The organism is Candidatus Pelagibacter sp. PS_34 (assembly GCF_059417845.1).
This window is the reverse complement of record NZ_CM182068.1, coordinates 1,046,271-1,064,084: the sequence shown is the minus strand read 5'-3', so window position 1 is coordinate 1,064,084 and position 17,814 is coordinate 1,046,271. Positions and strand designations below refer to the sequence as shown.

At 29.8% G+C, this 17,814-nt stretch carries 18 protein-coding genes; 11 read left to right on the top strand and 7 right to left on the bottom strand.

Annotation, left to right across the window (positions count from 1 at the left end):
• Nucleotide 1: 1 nt before the first annotated feature.
• The 3 genes from AC5SL3_RS05725 to AC5SL3_RS05715 all read left to right on the top strand — a co-directional run bounded on the left by AC5SL3_RS05725 (nt 2) and on the right by AC5SL3_RS05715 (nt 2,147).
• Nucleotides 2-886, top strand: a complete 885-nt coding sequence (locus tag AC5SL3_RS05725) for a dihydrodipicolinate synthase family protein (RefSeq protein ID WP_494577872.1) — start codon at nt 2-4, stop codon at nt 884-886.
• Nucleotides 887-972: 86 nt separating this feature from the next.
• The gene (locus AC5SL3_RS05720; protein ID WP_494577871.1) at nt 973-1,101 is read left to right on the top strand and encodes a hypothetical protein; all 129 of its coding nucleotides are present in this window, start codon (nt 973-975) and stop codon (nt 1,099-1,101) included.
• Nucleotides 1,102-1,883: 782 nt separating this feature from the next.
• The gene (locus AC5SL3_RS05715; RefSeq protein WP_494573954.1) at nt 1,884-2,147 is read left to right on the top strand and encodes a hypothetical protein; all 264 of its coding nucleotides are present in this window, start codon (nt 1,884-1,886) and stop codon (nt 2,145-2,147) included.
• A gap of 1 nt (nt 2,148) precedes the next feature.
• Here AC5SL3_RS05715 and AC5SL3_RS05710 read toward each other — a convergent pair whose 3' ends face one another.
• Genes AC5SL3_RS05710 through AC5SL3_RS05700 form a run of 3 tightly spaced genes read right to left on the bottom strand, consistent with a single transcriptional unit; the run spans nt 2,149 to nt 3,450 of the window.
• On the bottom strand, nt 2,149-2,691 hold the full coding sequence (locus tag AC5SL3_RS05710; protein WP_494577869.1) for a tetratricopeptide repeat protein: 543 nt from the start codon (nt 2,689-2,691) through the stop codon (nt 2,149-2,151).
• Between the two features lie 45 nt (nt 2,692-2,736).
• Nucleotides 2,737-3,084 carry a thiol-disulfide oxidoreductase DCC family protein gene (locus tag AC5SL3_RS05705; RefSeq protein ID WP_006997738.1) on the bottom strand — a complete coding sequence of 116 codons (348 nt, stop codon included), beginning with the start codon at nt 3,082-3,084 and terminating at the stop codon, nt 2,737-2,739.
• Nucleotides 3,085-3,087: 3 nt separating this feature from the next.
• The gene (locus AC5SL3_RS05700; RefSeq protein ID WP_271564001.1) at nt 3,088-3,450 is read right to left on the bottom strand and encodes a rhodanese-like domain-containing protein; all 363 of its coding nucleotides are present in this window, start codon (nt 3,448-3,450) and stop codon (nt 3,088-3,090) included.
• A 110-nt stretch (nt 3,451-3,560) separates the two neighbouring features.
• On the opposite strand from AC5SL3_RS05700, the gene tldD reads away from it, so the two are divergent.
• The 3 genes from tldD to AC5SL3_RS05685 are packed head-to-tail and all read left to right on the top strand — an operon-like array spanning nt 3,561 to nt 7,266.
• Entirely contained in the window at nt 3,561-4,973 is a 1,413-nt protein-coding gene (tldD, locus tag AC5SL3_RS05695) for a metalloprotease TldD (RefSeq protein WP_011281517.1), read from the top strand.
• Nucleotides 4,974-4,978: 5 nt separating this feature from the next.
• On the top strand, nt 4,979-6,298 hold the full coding sequence (locus AC5SL3_RS05690) for a TldD/PmbA family protein (protein WP_494577867.1): 1,320 nt from the start codon (nt 4,979-4,981) through the stop codon (nt 6,296-6,298).
• On the top strand, nt 6,295-7,266 hold the full coding sequence (locus AC5SL3_RS05685; protein ID WP_494577865.1) for an NAD(P)-binding protein: 972 nt from the start codon (nt 6,295-6,297) through the stop codon (nt 7,264-7,266). The genes AC5SL3_RS05690 and AC5SL3_RS05685 overlap by 4 nt, the downstream gene beginning before the upstream one ends.
• A gap of 2 nt (nt 7,267-7,268) precedes the next feature.
• Here AC5SL3_RS05685 and AC5SL3_RS05680 read toward each other — a convergent pair whose 3' ends face one another.
• The gene (locus AC5SL3_RS05680; protein ID WP_027306920.1) at nt 7,269-7,949 is read right to left on the bottom strand and encodes a DUF6134 family protein; all 681 of its coding nucleotides are present in this window, start codon (nt 7,947-7,949) and stop codon (nt 7,269-7,271) included.
• Nucleotides 7,950-8,002: 53 nt separating this feature from the next.
• On the opposite strand from AC5SL3_RS05680, the gene yczE reads away from it, so the two are divergent.
• Complete coding sequence (gene yczE / locus AC5SL3_RS05675) at nt 8,003-8,650, top strand: membrane protein YczE (RefSeq protein WP_027306921.1); 648 nt, start codon at nt 8,003-8,005, stop codon at nt 8,648-8,650.
• On the opposite strand, the gene typA is transcribed toward yczE, so the two are convergent.
• On the bottom strand, nt 8,647-10,473 hold the full coding sequence (gene typA / locus AC5SL3_RS05670) for a translational GTPase TypA (protein WP_020168841.1): 1,827 nt from the start codon (nt 10,471-10,473) through the stop codon (nt 8,647-8,649). The two genes, yczE and typA, sit on opposite strands and share 4 nt — an antisense overlap.
• A 195-nt stretch (nt 10,474-10,668) precedes the next feature.
• Between typA and AC5SL3_RS05665 the strand changes: the two genes are divergently transcribed.
• Entirely contained in the window at nt 10,669-12,417 is a 1,749-nt protein-coding gene (locus AC5SL3_RS05665) for a DEAD/DEAH box helicase (RefSeq protein ID WP_494577864.1), read from the top strand.
• A 336-nt stretch (nt 12,418-12,753) separates the two neighbouring features.
• The gene (locus AC5SL3_RS05660; RefSeq protein WP_494577862.1) at nt 12,754-13,890 is read left to right on the top strand and encodes a serine hydrolase; all 1,137 of its coding nucleotides are present in this window, start codon (nt 12,754-12,756) and stop codon (nt 13,888-13,890) included.
• A gap of 82 nt (nt 13,891-13,972) precedes the next feature.
• On the opposite strand, the gene groL is transcribed toward AC5SL3_RS05660, so the two are convergent.
• Both groL and groES read right to left on the bottom strand, forming a co-directional pair.
• Nucleotides 13,973-15,637, bottom strand: coding sequence for a chaperonin GroEL (groL, locus tag AC5SL3_RS05655; RefSeq protein WP_006997748.1), 1,665 nt, complete (start codon nt 15,635-15,637; stop codon nt 13,973-13,975).
• Nucleotides 15,638-15,660: 23 nt separating this feature from the next.
• Nucleotides 15,661-15,951, bottom strand: a complete 291-nt coding sequence (gene groES / locus AC5SL3_RS05650) for a co-chaperone GroES (RefSeq protein ID WP_006997749.1) — start codon at nt 15,949-15,951, stop codon at nt 15,661-15,663.
• 123 nt (nt 15,952-16,074) lie between these two features.
• On the opposite strand from groES, the gene AC5SL3_RS05645 reads away from it, so the two are divergent.
• Together AC5SL3_RS05645 and ribF are read left to right on the top strand one after the other, a co-directional pair.
• Complete coding sequence (locus AC5SL3_RS05645; RefSeq protein ID WP_494577861.1) at nt 16,075-16,893, top strand: TIGR01459 family HAD-type hydrolase; 819 nt, start codon at nt 16,075-16,077, stop codon at nt 16,891-16,893.
• 3 nt (nt 16,894-16,896) lie between these two features.
• A complete protein-coding gene (gene ribF, locus AC5SL3_RS05640) occupies nt 16,897-17,814 on the top strand; it encodes a riboflavin biosynthesis protein RibF (RefSeq protein ID WP_494577860.1) in 918 nt (305 codons plus the stop codon).

The following is a 17,814-nucleotide window of genomic DNA, read 5'->3' as shown; positions in this document are numbered from 1 at the left end:
TATGAGTAAAATTAAAGGTATTTATGCAGCTGGAATGTCAGTTTTTAATGATGATTTAAGTCTAAATATAGCAAAGACTATAAATCATGCAGAAAGAATAATTGATCAAGGTTGTCATGGTGTTGCTATTTTTGGAAGCACTGGGCAAGCACAACTTATATCTATAAGTGAAAAAATTAGTCTCTTAAATGAATTATCGAAGAGCAAATATAGAGAAAAATACTTAATTGGAACTGGGCTAAATTCTTTAAATGAAACTATAAATTTAATGAAAGTAGCTAACTCTTTAAACTTTAGTGATTTTTTAATAATGCCACCAGCTTATTATAAGTATGGTGATAGTGAGGTAAAAGAATTTTACTCAAAAGTAGTTGAAGCTGTGCCAGACAGTAAGATTATATTATACAATTTTGAAAAGTTATGTGGCTACAAGTTTAGTGTTGAGTGTGTTGAGGAGCTTGTTAAGAAATTTCCAAAACAAATAGTTGGTGTCAAAGATAGCTCCTATAACCTATATGAAAATTTAAAGATTGATAATTTCTCTGTTATGCCGGGATCAGAACTAAAACTCCTAAAGGGTCTTGAGCTTGGATGTGATGGTATAATTACGGCAACTTGCAATGTAACTGCTAATTTATCTAGAAAAGTTTACGATGATTTTAACGAAAAAAAACAACAAACTGTAAATGATATACTATGCAAGGTTAGAGGTACTTTTGACCAATACAATTTAATATCAGGATTACATTCTTTTATGTCAGATCAAGACGATTGTTACAAAAATGTTATACCACCGGTTAGTCTTTTAAACGAAAAAGATAAAAAACAACTTGAGGAAGATCTTGGTAAGCTTAATTTTACATTAGGATCACTTAAGGCAGCTTAAATATAGCTAGCAAATTTTTAACAACATTTTGAAACAAGAGACTATATTTATCAGTAATTAATTGATAAATCTAATTTTCTTAAAGTATGAAAAAAATAAAAAAAAATTCAGCTAAAAAAAAACCTTTAATAAAAAAAAAGGTTAAAAAAATTACAAATAAAAATCATAAAAAAAATTTAAAAGTAAAAAAAAATATTTATAAAAAAAAAAAATAAGTAAAAATATAAAAACAAACAAGAAAAAACAAAAAGTTAACACTAGAAAAAAAGTAACCTTAATATCAAGAGTAGTTACACTTCAGAATTCTTTAAAACCAGAATTTAACTTTAAAATTAATTTTAATTTAGAAAAATACATTCAAGCTTTTTTTGACAGTATCGCTAATAGAATATTTGAATATAAAACCTTAAAAGCTGAAGAAAAAAGAAGAAGACAACTTGAGGAAATTGAAAAAAAAGAACAAGAAAAATTACAAATCCAAAAACAAAAAGTAAAAGAAGAAGAGGAGCAAACTAAACTTAAAGAAAAAGCATTAAAAGAAGAAATTAAACTTGAAAAGGAAAGAGCAAGAGACATAAAATTATTTTTACGTAAGGAGCAAGCATTACTTAGAATTGAACATGCAGAAAGGCAAAAACAATTTTTAAAACAATTACAATTAGAAAAACAGATAGAAAAATTTAGAATAAGAGAGATTAAAGAATTAGAAAAACTTGAAAAGATTTCATTAAAAGAAAAAAGAGATGATTATGCTGGTCTTCAAGCAAGGATAGAGAAACTAAAAGATAAATATAGAATTATAAGAGACCAAAAAATTAGAGAGAGAGTAGAAGCTTTAGGAGTAAAAATCCAAGGTGATGAGGATAGAGATACTTTACTTCAAAAAGAGAAAGATCATAAAGTTGCGAGGCAGAAAATTGAACTTTCTCTTGAAAGCTTTTACAGAAGTGCCAGTAGTTTAGTTTTTCAACTAAATAAACGGCACATCACTAGACACATGTCTATTTTTAGATGCATTGATCAAAGATTTGAAACTGGCGAAATCTTTATCAAATGGGATGAAGCACCTGATGAAGAGTGGCTGCTATTAATTTATATAAAAAATAATTCTCCTGATGAAGGAATAGTCATTGAAGATAAATCAGATCCTGAGAAAAATTTATCTCATGAATTCAAATCAAATGAAATATTTAAAGCATCAGATCTAATGGTTGACTCGTTAACTCAGTTAATTTCAAGAAAAAGAGCTAAAAAAGATTAAATTAGATACTATCTTCTTTAATCAATCTTTCAATTTCAGGTATTAGTTCACGACTTTTAAATGATGGATAGAATTCTAATGCGCTTTCAATACTCTTAATTGCTTTTTCATATTCTTGAAGTTTTATGAAAATTCTTGCTTGTCCTGATAAAGCCCCAAAGTGTCTAGGCTCTATATCTAAAACTTTATCAATATCATTTAATGAATTTTTAAACTGACTCATTAAAAAATATACAGTTGCTCTTTTATTCCAGGCTTCAGACCATTTAGGGTCATTCTCCAAGATATTATTAAAAACTTTTAATGCATAATTATAATCACCATATTGCATTAACTCTGTTCCAAACTCTAACTTTTCAGTTAATTTAAAATCACTAGGATGTTCATTCCAGACAGACCAAATTTTTTGCTCCAATAGAGCAGCACTTTTTGAATTATCAATAATTTGAAGTTGGTCAAAAAGATTATTTAAAATAACTTTCTGAGATGACTGAGCAGAAGAAACAAAACTAAATATAAATACGAATAGTATGAAAACTTTCATAAGTAAAACATATTTTATTCAGTGCCTCATCTCAACATTAAAAACTTATTTCAAAAGTTGTTTCTTATTTTTTAAAAATAAAAAGAAAGCAATAATCTCATAAAAAAATGAAAATAAAGTAAAAATTATTGGAGTTTTAAAGAAACTATAAAGAAACTTATATTTAGGAATTTTTTTCCATACTAATAAAAAAGCTTCCGCCCCTCCAATTACTTTCTCCCCATCTTTAATATGAAGTCTACGCAAAAGGTTCTTAGCATTTCTTTGAGTTTCTATTTCTGCTGATTTATTATTTGTAATATCCACCCATTCTATGTCTTTAATATTTTGTTTTTTATACAAATTTATCTCAGCACGGCAAATTTTACATGAATTATTAAAATAAACTTTCACAATCTATTTTTTATCTTTCCAAGCTGTCATTCCACCAGTCATATTTTTCACATTTTTTATTCCCATTTCCTGCATAGTTTTTGTTGCTAGTGTGCTCTGACCTCCAAGACCGCAAAAAACTATATATTCTTTGTCAGGATTTTTCTTAAACATTTCATTTTCTAAAGGACTACCATCAGCTAAATAAAACTCTAATAAGCCTCTTTCTAAATTTACAGCATTACCAATAGTCTCTGACTCAAAACTATTTTTATCTCTTACGTCTATAAATTGAACATTTGGGTCGTTTAGTTTTTCTTTGGCTTCATCTACCGAAATATTTTTTATCTCGTTAGAAACGTTCATTAATTCATCAAATTTTTTCATTATATTGTCCTTTTTTTTAATTTATTCCTAAAATTATATAGAATCCGATAGATTGTATATGTGCGAAATACGACAATTGAAAAAATAATTATAACTATTACTTGTTATGTATGAATGATTTTTTTACTAAAACAGATTTATCAAGAAAAGATGCTGAGAGCATTATATCAGAAACATTAAATAGTTGTGATGATGGTGAGCTTTACTTAGAAAACTCTAAAAGTGAATCTATTGTACTTGATGATGATAAAATAAAGAGTTCTAGTTATAGTTCTGATCTAGGATATGGCTTAAGGGCGGTTACTGGTGAAGTAGTAGCTTATTCTCATTCAAATGAAATTTCAAAAAAATCATTAAAACAATCAGCTAGCAATCTAAGCTCAACATTGAAATCTCAAAAAGGTATTTATAATCATGAAATTCCACAAACTAATGAAAAATTTTATAAAGATGTGAATCCGATAGAAGAAAAATCACTACAATCTAAATTGGATCTTTTAAAAGAAGTTAATAACTATACGAGAGCCAAAGGTGGAATGGTAAAACAAGTCACTGCTAGTTTTGCAGGTGAGCATAAATCTATAGAAATTATAAGATCTGGAGGTGAAGTGTTAACAGATGTTAGGCCTTTAATTCGTTTTAATGTTTCAGTCATGCTTGAGAAAGATGGAAAAAAAGAAACAGGAGTTTATGGAATTGGTGGAAGACAATCTTATGATGAATATCTTAAAGATGATAATTGGAAAAAAGTATGTGATGAAGCATTTAGAATTGCTTCAGTAAATCTTGAAAGTAAACCTGCACCGGCAGGAGAAATGAAAGTTGTTTTAGGATCGGGCTGGCCAGCAATACTAATTCATGAAGCTATAGGGCATGGTCTTGAAGGTGACTTTAACAGAAAAAAAACATCTGCTTTTCATAATTTAATGGGTCAAAGAGTTGCTAGTGAGGGTGTTACTATAGTTGATGATGGAACTCTTCATAATAGAAGAGGAAGTTTAACAATAGATGATGAAGGGACACCTACTGAAAAAACTGTTTTAATAGAAAATGGTATATTAAAAAATTTTATGCAAGATCGACTAAATGCTAGATTGATGAATACAAGATCAACAGGTAGTGGAAGACGGGAAAGCTACAAACATGTTGTTCTCCCAAGAATGAGAAATACCATGATGTTAAATGGAAAGTATTCTCAAGAAGAGATGATTAAATCGGTTGATAAAGGAATATTTGCAGTAAGTTTTGGTGGTGGGCAAGTAGATATTACTTCAGGAAAATTTGTATTTAACTGTACAGAAGCTTATGAAATTATTAATGGTAAAATTGGATCACCTATTAAGGGGGCAACGTTAATTGGTGATGGACCTTCAATTTTAAAAGAAGTTTCATTGGTTGGCAACAACATGATGCTTGACCCAGGTATTGGAACTTGTGGAAAAGCAGGGCAAGGTGTTCCAGTAGGTGTGGCACAACCATCGATCTTAATTGATAAAATGACTGTTGGTGGAACTCAATTATAAATCATATGGTTAAAGATCAAGATTATTTAAAAAAGACAGCTTCTTTTTGTATAGATTTAGCAAAAAAACTTGGAGCAACAGACTCAACTGCTGCTGTGGTGCACTCTATCTCAGAAACAGTAAATTTTAGAAATAAAAAATTAGACGAATCTGATCGGTCAGATAGCCTAGGGGTTAGTCTTACAACTTATATCGGCAAAAAAAAATCAAGTATTTCCTCTTCAAATCTTACTGAAGAAAATATCAAGACATTGGTTGAAAGATGTATTGAGACAACAAAAATTACTCCAGAGGATGAATATAATTCATTACCAGATAAAGACTTACTGGCTAATAAAATTAATGATCTAAATTTATATGATGATGACCATATAGAGAATGATGAAAAAATTGAATATTTAAAAGAAGTAGAAGAGGCTGCATTTCAAAAAAAAGAAATTATTAATACAGAAACTGGTTTCTCTGAGTCAAAATCAAATTTTATATTAGCTAGCAGTGATGGTTTTTTAAATGGTTATAAATCTTCTTCTTTTTCAGCATCATGTGTGGCTGTAGCAAAAGATTCTAATAATAAAATGGAAAGAGATTATGAATTTACCAGCACTTGTCATCTAAATGATATGTTAAAACCTAATCAAATTGGTGAAATGGCAGCAAAAAAAACACTACAAAAATTAGATCCAAGAAAAATAGAAAGTGAAAAAATTAGTATTGTCTTTGATAGAAGAATTTCAAAAGGAATATTGAGTACTTTTGCAAGCGCAATATCTGCTTCCTCAATTGCAAGAGGCACATCTTTTTTAAAAGATAAAATTAATGAGGAAATATTTACCTCTTCAATAAATATTTTTGATAAACCTAATATAGTTAAAGGGTTAGGGTCAAGGTATTTTGATTCTGAAGGAGTGAAAACTGATGAATTAAAGCTGGTAGATCAAGGTGTTTTAAAACATTATTTAGTAGATACCTATAATGGAAAAAAGCTAAACCTTAAGTCAAATGGTAGAAGTGGCGGAACAAGTAATTTATATTTTGAAAAAGGTTCCATTTCTTACAAGGATTTATTAAAATTAAATCAAAGAACTTTATATATTACAGAAACAATCGGTCATGGAAGTAATTTAGTTACAGGAGATTATTCTGTAGGTGCCACAGGGTTTATGGTTGAAAATGGAGTGTTTAAATATCCAGTAAGTGAAATAACTATTGCTGGAAATTTTAAAGATATATTCAAAAATATTACTTTGGCTGATGATCTTGAGTTTAAATATTCTACCAATGCTCCAACGATGTTAATAGAAGGCATGGTAGTTGCGGGTAAATGAAGGATTTCTGTATTATTGGCTCAGGTATTTCTGGTGCAACAATTGCAAATTCTCTCAGTAAAAAATATTCATTAGATGTTTATGACAAAGCGAGAGGAGTTGGGGGAAGATCGTCTAATAAAAAGCTTAATAAGAATGAAAGCTTTGATCATGGTGTTCAATATATTTCACCAAAAAGTATTCAATTTAAAAAATTTATAAAAAGTTTAATTTCTAAAAAAATTGTTAAAAAATGGCCAGGAAAGCATTTATTTTTAAATACTGATAAGAAAGAAGACAAAAAACATATTAAAATAATTGGAAAAAAAGGTAACAACGCAATCAGCAAATATCTATTAAAAGATATCAACTGCAATTTTAATAGTGAAGTAATTAAAATTTTTAAAAAAAATAAAGTTTGGGAAATATATTTTTCTGATGGATCAAAAAAATTATATAAATCATTGATATTAACCTGTCCATTTCCTCAGTTAAAAAAACTTTCAAAAAAATATATTAAACATTCATTTATTAATCAAAAAATAAAAATGGATGCAAATATAACAGTCATGATGGCAACAAAAAAAAGTAAACTTAATGTTAGTAGTTATTTTTTTAATGATAAAATTTTAGGTTGGGCTGGAAATGAAAATAGTAAAATGAGATTTAAAAGTAAAAATGATCTTTGGACTTTGCAGAGCTCTTACTCATGGGCAAATAAAAAAATTGATAAAAATCGAGAAAATAAAAAATTGAACACAAAGATTATGATTGAGCAGTTTTTTAAACTTACAGGTATCAAAAAAACTAAAGTTTTATTTTCATTAAATCATGGCTGGAAATATTCATCTAACTCAAAACCTTTGAGAATTAAAAGTTATTGGAATTCTTTCTTAAACCTAGGAGTTTGTGCAGATTGGTTTGTTGGACCTAGACTAGAGTCGGGATGGATAAGTGCTCAAGATCTTTTTAATAAAATAAATAAATAGTTTTATTCGAACTTTTTAACCTTATATTCCCAATTTCCTAATCTAGAATAAGTAACCTTTAAAATTAATGAATTTTTTTTATCAAACCATATATCAAAATTAAGTCTTTTATCTTTTGGTAAAGACATGTCTTTTGAGGTTAATTTAAAATGATCCACGTCATAGGTTTTACCATAGAGTTCAATTTTTTCTTTAGCAACAAAGGTTACCACTTGTTCTTTGATGCTACCTGATATTGGACTAATTTGACTATCAGTTTGTAAAATTTTATGGCTCCACCAGTTTCCAACTACGTTATTTATTGATGCTATACCACTATAGGAAGAACCCTGAATATCAAATTTATTTGTTTGTTTATTAAATTCTAAATTTACATATTTTTTTTTATCATTTTGAAGTGTTTTGGAATTAAAAGAAATTAATTGATCTTTAATATACTTTTCTTCTCCATACCCTTCAATTTCAAAAATTGTTGCACCAAATAATTTCACTGTAAATTTAATTTGATTTGTAACGGTTGTCTTATCTCCATCCTTTTTAAAAAAATAATAATTATAACCAATAACTTCACCATCTTTTAAAATCTCCATTTCAATTTTATTAAATTTATTATAATGCGCCATATGAGCATTAGAGCTGAGTGAATATACTAAGAAAAATATTAATATAAAAAATTTTTTCATAAAGGAGTAACAATAATAGACTTTAATTTTAAAAGAAGTAATTTATTGAAAATATGTTCTTGAAAATTAAAAATATTCCTAAAGTATATTGGAGTTCTGAAAAACCATTAAATCTTAAACCAAAAATTTCAACTTTCTTTTTTTTGTGTCTTGGATTAGTTTTATTTGGTCTAGGTGAGGGATTATTAATAGTTTCTTTTGCGGGGGCTTCCCCTTGGTCTATTCTTGCACAAGGTATTGCATTGAATGTTGATCTTTCAATTGGAATAATAACAGTATTAATTAGTATTGGAGTTTTGTTTCTTTGGTTACCACTTAAACAAAAACCTGGAATTGGAACAATTTTAAATGCAATAATTATTGGTTTAATGATCGATGTCTGCATAAAATTTATACCAACTCCTGAAAATTATTTAAATCAATTAATTTTAGCAACAATTGCTGTACTTACGGTTGGTCTTGGTGGGGGGATTTATCTTGTTGCAAACTTAGGTGCAGGACCAAGAGATGGACTAATGGTTGGTTTACAAAAAAAAACTAACTTACCCATTGCAACTGTAAGAGCTTTTCTTGAAATAACAGTGATGTCTATTGGGTGGTATTTAGGTGGAACAGTTGGAGTTGGAACTTTATTATTTGCTTTTGGAATAGGACCTTCAGTTGCTTTAGGATTATATCTTGTTGGAAAAACTTTTAATTAAAGAGGTGTTCCAGATTTCTCATTCTTTTTTCTGTCATTAGGATTTAGAATGGCTTTTCTTAATCTAAGAGATTTTGGAGTAATCTCCAAAGCTTCATCAGTATTTAGCATACTTAATTGTTCAGCAATTGACATTTGTCTTACCGGTGTAAGCACAACATTTTCATCAGTTCCTTGAGTTCTCATATTCGTTAACTGCTTACCTTTCATCACATTAATAATCATATCACCTGGTTTTGGGGCTAATCCGACAATCATTCCTTCATAAACGGGATCATTATGAGTTACAAACATTTCACCTCTTGCCTGCAAGTTAAATATTGCAAATGCAACAGCTTTTCCGTTTGCCATTGAAATTAAAGCACCATTTTTTCTGCCATCCATTTCACCTTCAAATTTTCCATAACCATGGAAGATTCTATTAATTACACCTGTTCCTTTTGTTAAAGTTAAAAATCTACTTGTGTAACCCATCAAGCCTCTTGTTGGTGCATGAAAGATTAATCTTTTTTTATCTTTTCCTGTATCTTTAAGATCAAGTAATTTACCTTTTCTTCTATTCATTGAGTCAATAATCTTTGATGAAAACTCTTCATCTACATCAACAGTAATCTCTTCAATTGGTTCTAGTCTGTTACCATTTTCATCTTTTTGGTACAAAACTTTTGGAGGACTTACAGTCATTTCAAAACCTTCACGTCTCATTTGTGTCAGTAGAATTTCAAGCATAAGCTCACCACGACCACTAATTACAAAAGCATCTACGTTTGCATTTTGAGAAAAAGAAATTCCAACATTATTTTGTGCTTCAGTAACCAGTCTATCTCTGATTTGAGTACTTGTTAATTTTTTACCTTCTGTCCCAGCTAAAGGTGAACTATTCACACTTATAGTAATAGACATTGTTGGAGGATCTATTGGAGTTGCTGGAAGTGGATCGTTTACTTCAAGATCGCAAATTGTATCTGCTACATTAGCTTTTTCTAAACCTGCAATTACAACAATATCTCCTGCTTCACCAACTTCAATGGGTACTTTTTTAGTTCCCTCGTATCTAAAAATTTTAGTTAATCTACCTTCATCAACTTTCTCACCTTTAAGATTTATTGCTTTAATAGGCTGGTTAGCTTTTGCTGTTCCTTGAGATATTTTTCCAACTAAACTTCTACCTAAGAAACTATCTGCGTATAATAAAGTAGATAGCATTGCGAAAGGTTTAGTTTTATCAAGATCTGCCGGCTTAACATGTTCTATGATTAAATCTAATAATGGGTGAAGATTTTCTCTTGGTCCATCTACTTCTTTATCTGCCCATCCAGATCTTCCACTTGCGTACATAACTGGAAAGTCTAATTGTTCCTCGTTTGCATCTAAACTTACAAATAAGTCAAATGTTTCATCTAAAACTTCATTAGCTCTTTGATCAGCTTTATCCAGTTTGTTAATTACAACAATGGGCTTTAAACCTTGCTTAAGAGCTTTTGCTAGTACGAATTTTGTTTGTGGCATTACACCTTCAGCAGAGTCAATTAATAATAAAGCACCATCAGCCATACTTAAAACACGTTCTACTTCAGCTGCAAAATCTCTGTGACCTGGTGTATCGATAATATTAACTCTAGTACCTTGCCAATCAATAGAAGCAGGTTTAGCTAGAATAGTAATTCCTCTTTCTTTTTCCAACTCCCCAGAGTCCATCAATCTTTCATCTACAACTTCATTTTCTCTAAATGAACCACTTTGTTTCATTAGATTATCAATCATAGTTGTTTTACCATGGTCAACGTGAGCGATAATTGTGATGTTTCGAATATTGTTACTCATAATTTGACGCTCTTATACATTAATTGAGTCATTTGAAAACTTAAAAAAAATCAATATTTGCTTGCTTAAATTAATTATTCTAAAAATTCACTTCTTGTGATTGTTATAAAAACGTATAGATATCCCTATATAAATTAGACGTATTAAAGGATTAAGAGCATATCTCCTTAAATTTTAAAAAATCTAAATACCTAAATGGAAAACTTTAAATTACTAAAAATAGAAGATTCGTTAAAGAATTCATTGGAAAAAATGAAGTTTACGAAACCAACTCCAATTCAGGCGATGGCAATTCCTGTTGCTTTAGAGGGAAAAGATATTTTAGGAACAGCTCAAACAGGAACTGGAAAAACATTGGCATTCAGCATTCCTCTAATAAATAAATTAATATTAGATAAAAATGCATTTGCATTAGTTATGTGTCCAACTAGAGAGCTTGCAACTCAAGTAATGGCTGCAATTAAAAGCATTATTAGTGATAAAATTAACATTAAAACTGCCTTACTTATTGGTGGAGAGGCAATGCAAAAACAACTTAGACAACTAGGTAATAGATCAAGAATAATAGTTGGAACTCCTGGAAGAATTAATGACCACTTAAAAAGAAAAAGTTTAAATCTATCAGCTACCAAATATCTAGTACTAGATGAAACTGACAGAATGTTAGATATGGGTTTTACCCCTCAAATAGAATTAATTTTAAAATTTGTTCCAAAAGATCATCAAACTTTATTATTTTCTGCAACACTACCTCAGAATATTGTTAGAATTTCTGAGAGATATCTAAATAAGCCTCAAAGAATTTCAACAGGGTCAACATCAGTACCTATTGCAAAAATTAAACAAGAAACTCTTCAAGTTTTTAAAGAGAATAAATACGATCAACTAGTAGACCAATTTATAGCAAGAAAAGGATCAATATTAGTTTTTGTTAAAACTAAAAGAGGTGCTGATAAAATGGTTAAGCGTCTTAAAGAAGAGGGTCATTCAGCGGATGCTATTCATGGAGATCTTCGTCAAAGTAAAAGAGATCGTGTAATTACCTCATTTAGAAAAGGCCTTAAGAGAATATTAATTGCAACAGATGTTGCTGCAAGAGGTTTAGATATTCCTTTAATTCAACATGTAATTAATTTTGATCTTCCACAAGTACCAGAAGATTATGTTCATAGAATTGGAAGAACTGCTAGAGCAGGAACAGAAGGTTCTGCTTTAACTTTTCTTACCCCAGATGATAGATCGATGTGGAATGAAATTAGTAAATTAATTGATCCAAACTTTAAACCTGCACCTCGTGGCGCAAGAGGAGACTCAAGAGGAGGAAAAAGAGGAAAAGCTCCTTACAATAAAAAAAGAAAATTCAGAGATGAAAAAAAATCATTCGGTAAAGGAAGACCTGATCGATCATCAAGAGATGGAGAGAAAAAAAGTTTCGGGTACAAAGGAAAATCTAGTTTTGGAGATAAATCAAAACCCTCTAGTTATGGAAGACCTGATCGATCATCAAGAGATGGAGAGAAAAAAAGTTTCGGGTACAAAGGAAAATCTAGTTTTGGAGATAAATCAAAACCCTCTAGTTATGGAAGACCTGATCGATCATCAAGAGATGGAGAGAAAAAAAGTTTCGGGTACAAAGGAAAATCTAGTTTTGGAGATAAATCAAAACCCTCTAGTTATGGAAGACCTGATCGATCATCAAGAGATGGAGAGAAAAAAAGTTTCGGGTACAAAGGAAAATCTAGTTTTACAAAAAAGGATAACTCGAAACCAACAGGATTCACAAATAATCCAAAATACTTTGGAAAAAAAACATCTGAAAGTTCATCAACTAGTGAAGAGAAAAAAAACTCTAGTTTTGATGGAAAGAAGAAGTTTAAAAGCAGAAGTGATAGACCTAAAAGCTTTACCTTCAAAAAACACAGTCAAAAAAGAGCTAAAGTCTAAGATTTTTTAGATTTCTCTTTTTTATTTTTTCTTTTTTCTTTCAGGCTTAATTTTGGTTTTTTAGCAGTACTTGAATCTTTAAATGATTTTCCACTGTATCTTTTTGACATATCTTAATCTTATAACAGCTTAATAAAAAAAAAGGCCACCTAAAAAGATGGCCTTTGAATTTCTTTTTGAAAAGATTGGGATTACATTCTTTTTAAGCAGTTTAATTATTACTGATTTACTTAAGTTTTCTTAAAATTGTTCATCACTGTTCATCACTCTTGGGGTCAAATTCAAAAGAAACTCAAAAGTATTGAAAATTTAATTAAAAAATGAAATGATTTTAATATGAAAAATTATTTTATAATAGCAATCCTAACAATAATACTTAACACAAATGCATACTCAGATCATAAAATAGAGGAGCAAAATTTTACAGGTGTTAGTTATAAGGTTCAAGGTGGTGACAATTATCAAAAATTAGAAACAGAATTGGTTGATAATAAACTTTCTCAATATGTGCAAAAACAATTAGATAACAGAGACAAAACGGGATTAGTTAATTATTTATTATATGAAAATGGCAAGATTGTTATTAATAAGAAAAATTATAATGATGTAATTAAAAAAAATAAAAATGTTTTAAGATCAAATTCAATTGGTAAATCGATGATTTCATACGTTATAGGTCATGCTGTTTGTGAGGGATACATCGACTCAGTAAATGTTAAACTAGATGATTGGATTGTTTTAAATGACACTCTGTATGCAGACAACACTTTATTACAAGTATTGAATATGACATCAGGTGATGAAGACTACATAGGTGAAACAAAGTTTAACGATGATGGACTTTTTAATGGTGAAAGAAATAAACAAGTCAATAGAAGAACTGTTGCAGAGAGCATGCTGTGGTTCAAAGGTACAAAAAAGAAAAAAGAAAACTCACGTTACAATTATAATGCAATGTCAACTGGTGTTGCAATTAACTATGCAATACACAAAGTTGGTAAAGATTACGAAAAATTATTAAAAAAAATATTTGCTGATCATGTTGGGATTAAAGATACTTTTCACTTTATGAAAGTTTCATGGTCTCCAAAAGATGTGGTGAAAGGCAGTCAAAGATATAGTTTCTTTGCAACTTCTGAAGATTATTTAAGAATAGCAAAAACAATTATGAATGATTACCATTCAGATAGTTGTATTGGTGATTATCTAAGATTTATTTATGACAATAGAATCACCAAAAAAAGTAAACATAAAAGAGAAACTAATAATAACTCTGCAGGCGCCACTTATGAATATGGTGGTCAAATTCATTTTTCATACAAAGGTATGAAAGATAGAGTTATTTTTGCAATGGATGGTTTCGCAGGTCAACAAATGATAATTGATATGGATAATAAAAGAATATTAATTGTTAACACCATCTCTCAACATTACAATTGGAACAAAATTGTTTACAAGGTGATTAAGAATTAAAAAAAACCCCCAGAAATTTCTTTCTGAGGGTTCTAATTTTGTTTAGTGTATGTATTTAGAGTGTTCTCTAAATGGAAACGTATTACATACCCATTCCACCCATGCCACCCATGCCGCCCATTCCACCAGGCATTCCACCAGGCATTCCACCGGCACCAGAATCTTTGTCGTCTGGTTTATCAGCAATCATGGCTTCAGTAGTTACAAGTAATCCAGCAATCGAAGCTGCATCTTGTAAAGCTGTTCTTACAACTTTAACAGGATCGATGATACCTTTCGCGAACATATCAACGTATTCTTCGTTCTGAGCATCGTAACCCATATTCTTTTTATTTTGTTCAAGTAGTTTTCCAACTACAACTGAACCATCAACTCCAGCATTTAAAGTTATTTGTCTAATAGGAGCCTGTAAAGCCTTTGCAACTAATGCAACACCAGCTTTTTGATCGTCTCCTTTAACTTTAAGTGTGTCAAGACTTTGTGAAGCGTATAAAAGAGCACAACCACCACCAACTACTATTCCTTCTTCAGCAGCAGCTCTAGTTGCATTAAGAGCATCTTCAACTCTATCTTTTCTTTCTTTAACTTCTACTTCAGTTGCACCACCAACTTTGATTACAGCAACTCCACCAGCAAGTTTTGCTAGTCTTTCTTGAAGTTTTTCTCTGTCATAATCAGAAGTTGTTTCACCTACTTGTTGTTTGATTTGAGCACATCTAGCTTCAATTTCAGATTTTTTACCATTGCCGCTAATGATTGTGCTGTTATCTTTATCAACTTTAACTCTCTTACAAGATCCAAGATCAGTAAGTTTAACGTTTTCAAGTTTAACACCAATATCTTCGGAAATAACCTGACCACCAGTTAAAATTGCAATATCATCAAGCATTGATTTTCTTCTATCACCAAAACCTGGAGCTTTAACTGCAACAACTTTTAAACCACCTCTAAGTTTATTTACAACAAGAGTTGCAAGAGCTTCGCCCTCAACATCTTCAGAAATAATCATTAGTGGTCTACCAGCTTGTACAACAGCTTCTAAAAGTGGAACCATTGGTTGTAAGTTAGTTAATTTCTTTTCATGCAATAAGATGAAAGGGTTTTCTAACTCTGTAGTCATTTTATCAGCGTTAGTAATAAAGTATGGTGATAAATAACCTCTATCAAACTGCATACCTTCAACAACGTCTAACTCAGTTTCTACTCCCTTAGCTTCTTCAACAGTGATAACACCTTCATTGCCAACTTTTTGCATAGCTTTTGCAATCATGTTACCAATTTCTTTATCACCATTAGCTGAAATAGTTCCAACTTGAGCAATTTCATCAGTATCTTTTACTTTTTTTGCTGAAGCAATTAAACTTGCTTTAACATGATCTACTGCTGAGTCTATTCCTCTTTTAACATCCATAGGGTTCATGCCAGCTGTTACATATTTTACACCTTCTTTAACAATTGCTTGTGCTAAAATAGTTGCTGTAGTTGTTCCATCACCAGCTTCCTCATTTGTTTTGCTAGCAACTTCCTTAACCATTTGAGCACCCATGTTTTCAAATTTATCTTCAAGATCAATTTCTTTTGCAACAGAAACACCATCTTTAGTAATTCTTGGTGCACCATAAGATTTGTCGATAACAACGTTTCTACCTTTTGGTCCAAGAGTAACTTTTACTGTGTTAGCAAGGATATCAACACCTCTTATCATTGCTGCTCTTGCTTCAGAGTCGAATTTTACAACTTTTGCCATTTTATTTTCTCCTTTAAATTAAATTATTTGCCAGAAATACCCATAATGTCAGACTCTTTCATTATGCTGTATTCTTTGCCATCTATTTTGATTTCAGTTCCTGACCATTTGCCAAAAAGAACTTTGTCTCCAACTTTCACATCCATTGGAATTAGTTTTCCATCTTCAGTTTTTGCACCACCACCAACAGCAATAACTTTACCTTCTTGAGGCTTTTCTTGAGCTGTATCGGGGATAATTATTCCTCCAGCAGTTTTTTCACTACTGTCTAAAACTTCTATTAAAACTCTATCGTGTAACGGTTTAAATTTCATAAATTCTCCTTTTATTATGCGACTCATATAGCTATTAGGTTTACTATTTCAAGAGATGTTAAAAAAAATATGTAAGGCAAAAAACCAGAGAAATTGTGTTTTTTATAAGTTATACCTCCCATAATGACTAAGAATTTAGATAAGGATGGATTAAGGTCGATTGTAGAGAATTATGATATTTTTTATATCGATTTATGGGGTGTTGTTCATAATGGGATAACTCTTCATAAAAACGCAATCGAAGCCTTAGAAGAAATTACCAAAGCAAACAAAGATTATGTTCTTTTAACCAATGCGCCAAGGCCCAATAAAATAGTAAACAATTTTTTAGAAAAAATGGGGATGAATAAAGAAATTAGAGAAAAAGTTTATTCCTCAGGAGAAGCGGCGCTGAATTATTTAAAAAAAAATTCTCTAGAAGAAAAGTTTTATCATGTGGGACCACCAAGAGATTTTGATTTATTTTTAGATTTTAAAAAAAATAAGACTAATAACATTAAAGAAAGCTCGTACTTACTCTGTACAGGATTATTTGAGCAGCAAGGTGAGGATTTAAAATATTACAAAGAGTTGTTCAATGATCATATGGATAAGAAAATGATATGCACTAATCCAGATTTAATTGTTGATAGAGGTGAAAAAAGAGAATTATGTGCAGGGTCTGTAGCTCTTGTTTTTGAAAAAATGGGAGGAGAGGTTATTTATTTTGGAAAACCTTTTCCTGAAGTTTATAATCAAGCAATTAACAATGAAGGAAAAAGAGTTTTATCTATCGGTGATAATTTAAATACAGATATTAAGGGAGCCAATCTTTTAAATTTTAATTCATTAATTATATCAAATGGTGTTCATAAAGATGAAATTAAAAAAGAAGGTATTGATGTAATTTCAAAAAAATATGAAGTTGTTGTAAACTTTATTCAAACAGAATTAAAGTGGTGAAATATGAAGCTGTATAAAGATTTTAAAATTTCAAATAATCATAAAAAATCAATTATCTTGATTGGAAATTTTGATGGCGTTCATTTAGGTCATCAAAAATTATTTAAATTAGCAAATACTTATAAAAAAAAATTTAACCTAAAAATTGGTGTTTTAACATTTGAGCCAATGCCTAAAATGTTTTTTAATAAAAATTTTAAAAACTTTAGAATTTCTAATATAAATCAAAAAAAAATAATTTTAGATCATTTAGGGGTCGATTTTATAATTACTAAAAAATTTGATAAAAAATTTTCTGCAATTAAGTCTGATTTTTTTATTAAAGAAATTTTATCAAAAAAATTAGAAGCTCAATACATATTTGTTAGCAATAACTTTAGATTTGGTAATAAAAGAGAGGGAGATGTTAGGCAGTTAATAAAAAATGAAGAAAGATACCATTACAAAATAGTAAAACCACAACCACTAATTTTAAATAAAAAAGTTATCTCTTCAACATATATCCGCTCTCTTCTAGAAAAAGGACAGTTAAAGAAAACTAATAAGTTATTAAGTCGAAATTGGTCTATTGAAGGAATTGTTCAAAAGGGAAGACAGCAAGGAAAAAAAATTGGTTTTCCAACCTGCAATATTGATATTAAAGATTATGTGATAGCAATGCCCGGAGTTTATGCCGTTAAAGTAAAACAAAAAAACTCCAATAAATCACTAAAAGCGATTGCTAATCTTGGTTATAGACCAACTTTTAATCAAAAAAAAATTTTATTAGAAGTTCATATTTTTAATTTTTCTGGAAATCTTTATAATAAGTATTTATCAGTAGAGTTCACAAAATTTATAAGAAAAGAGAAAAAATTCAAAAACGTTGATCAATTAAAAAAACAAATTCAAAGTGACTTAAAAGTTGCTAAAAAAAGTTAA

What these genes read in the sequence shown, in the direction of transcription:
- AC5SL3_RS05715 (WP_494573954.1), top strand. Translation starts at nt 1,884, where the DNA reads ATGTCTATTTTTAGATGCATTGATCAAAGATTTGAAACTGGCGAAATC.
- ribF (WP_494577860.1), top strand. Translation starts at nt 16,897, where the DNA reads ATGAAGCTGTATAAAGATTTTAAAATTTCAAATAATCATAAAAAATCA.
- AC5SL3_RS05665 (WP_494577864.1), top strand. Translation starts at nt 10,669, where the DNA reads ATGGAAAACTTTAAATTACTAAAAATAGAAGATTCGTTAAAGAATTCA.
- AC5SL3_RS05645 (WP_494577861.1), top strand. Translation starts at nt 16,075, where the DNA reads ATGACTAAGAATTTAGATAAGGATGGATTAAGGTCGATTGTAGAGAAT.
- AC5SL3_RS05660 (WP_494577862.1), top strand. Translation starts at nt 12,754, where the DNA reads ATGAAAAATTATTTTATAATAGCAATCCTAACAATAATACTTAACACA.
- AC5SL3_RS05710 (WP_494577869.1), bottom strand. Translation starts at nt 2,691, where the DNA reads ATGAAAGTTTTCATACTATTCGTATTTATATTTAGTTTTGTTTCTTCT.
- AC5SL3_RS05700 (WP_271564001.1), bottom strand. Translation starts at nt 3,450, where the DNA reads ATGAAAAAATTTGATGAATTAATGAACGTTTCTAACGAGATAAAAAAT.
- typA (WP_020168841.1), bottom strand. Translation starts at nt 10,473, where the DNA reads ATGAGTAACAATATTCGAAACATCACAATTATCGCTCACGTTGACCAT.
- AC5SL3_RS05725 (WP_494577872.1), top strand. Translation starts at nt 2, where the DNA reads ATGAGTAAAATTAAAGGTATTTATGCAGCTGGAATGTCAGTTTTTAAT.
- yczE (WP_027306921.1), top strand. Translation starts at nt 8,003, where the DNA reads ATGTTCTTGAAAATTAAAAATATTCCTAAAGTATATTGGAGTTCTGAA.
- AC5SL3_RS05690 (WP_494577867.1), top strand. Translation starts at nt 4,979, where the DNA reads ATGGTTAAAGATCAAGATTATTTAAAAAAGACAGCTTCTTTTTGTATA.
- groL (WP_006997748.1), bottom strand. Translation starts at nt 15,637, where the DNA reads ATGGCAAAAGTTGTAAAATTCGACTCTGAAGCAAGAGCAGCAATGATA.
- AC5SL3_RS05685 (WP_494577865.1), top strand. Translation starts at nt 6,295, where the DNA reads ATGAAGGATTTCTGTATTATTGGCTCAGGTATTTCTGGTGCAACAATT.
- AC5SL3_RS05720 (WP_494577871.1), top strand. Translation starts at nt 973, where the DNA reads ATGAAAAAAATAAAAAAAAATTCAGCTAAAAAAAAACCTTTAATAAAA.
- groES (WP_006997749.1), bottom strand. Translation starts at nt 15,951, where the DNA reads ATGAAATTTAAACCGTTACACGATAGAGTTTTAATAGAAGTTTTAGAC.
- AC5SL3_RS05680 (WP_027306920.1), bottom strand. Translation starts at nt 7,949, where the DNA reads ATGAAAAAATTTTTTATATTAATATTTTTCTTAGTATATTCACTCAGC.
- tldD (WP_011281517.1), top strand. Translation starts at nt 3,561, where the DNA reads ATGAATGATTTTTTTACTAAAACAGATTTATCAAGAAAAGATGCTGAG.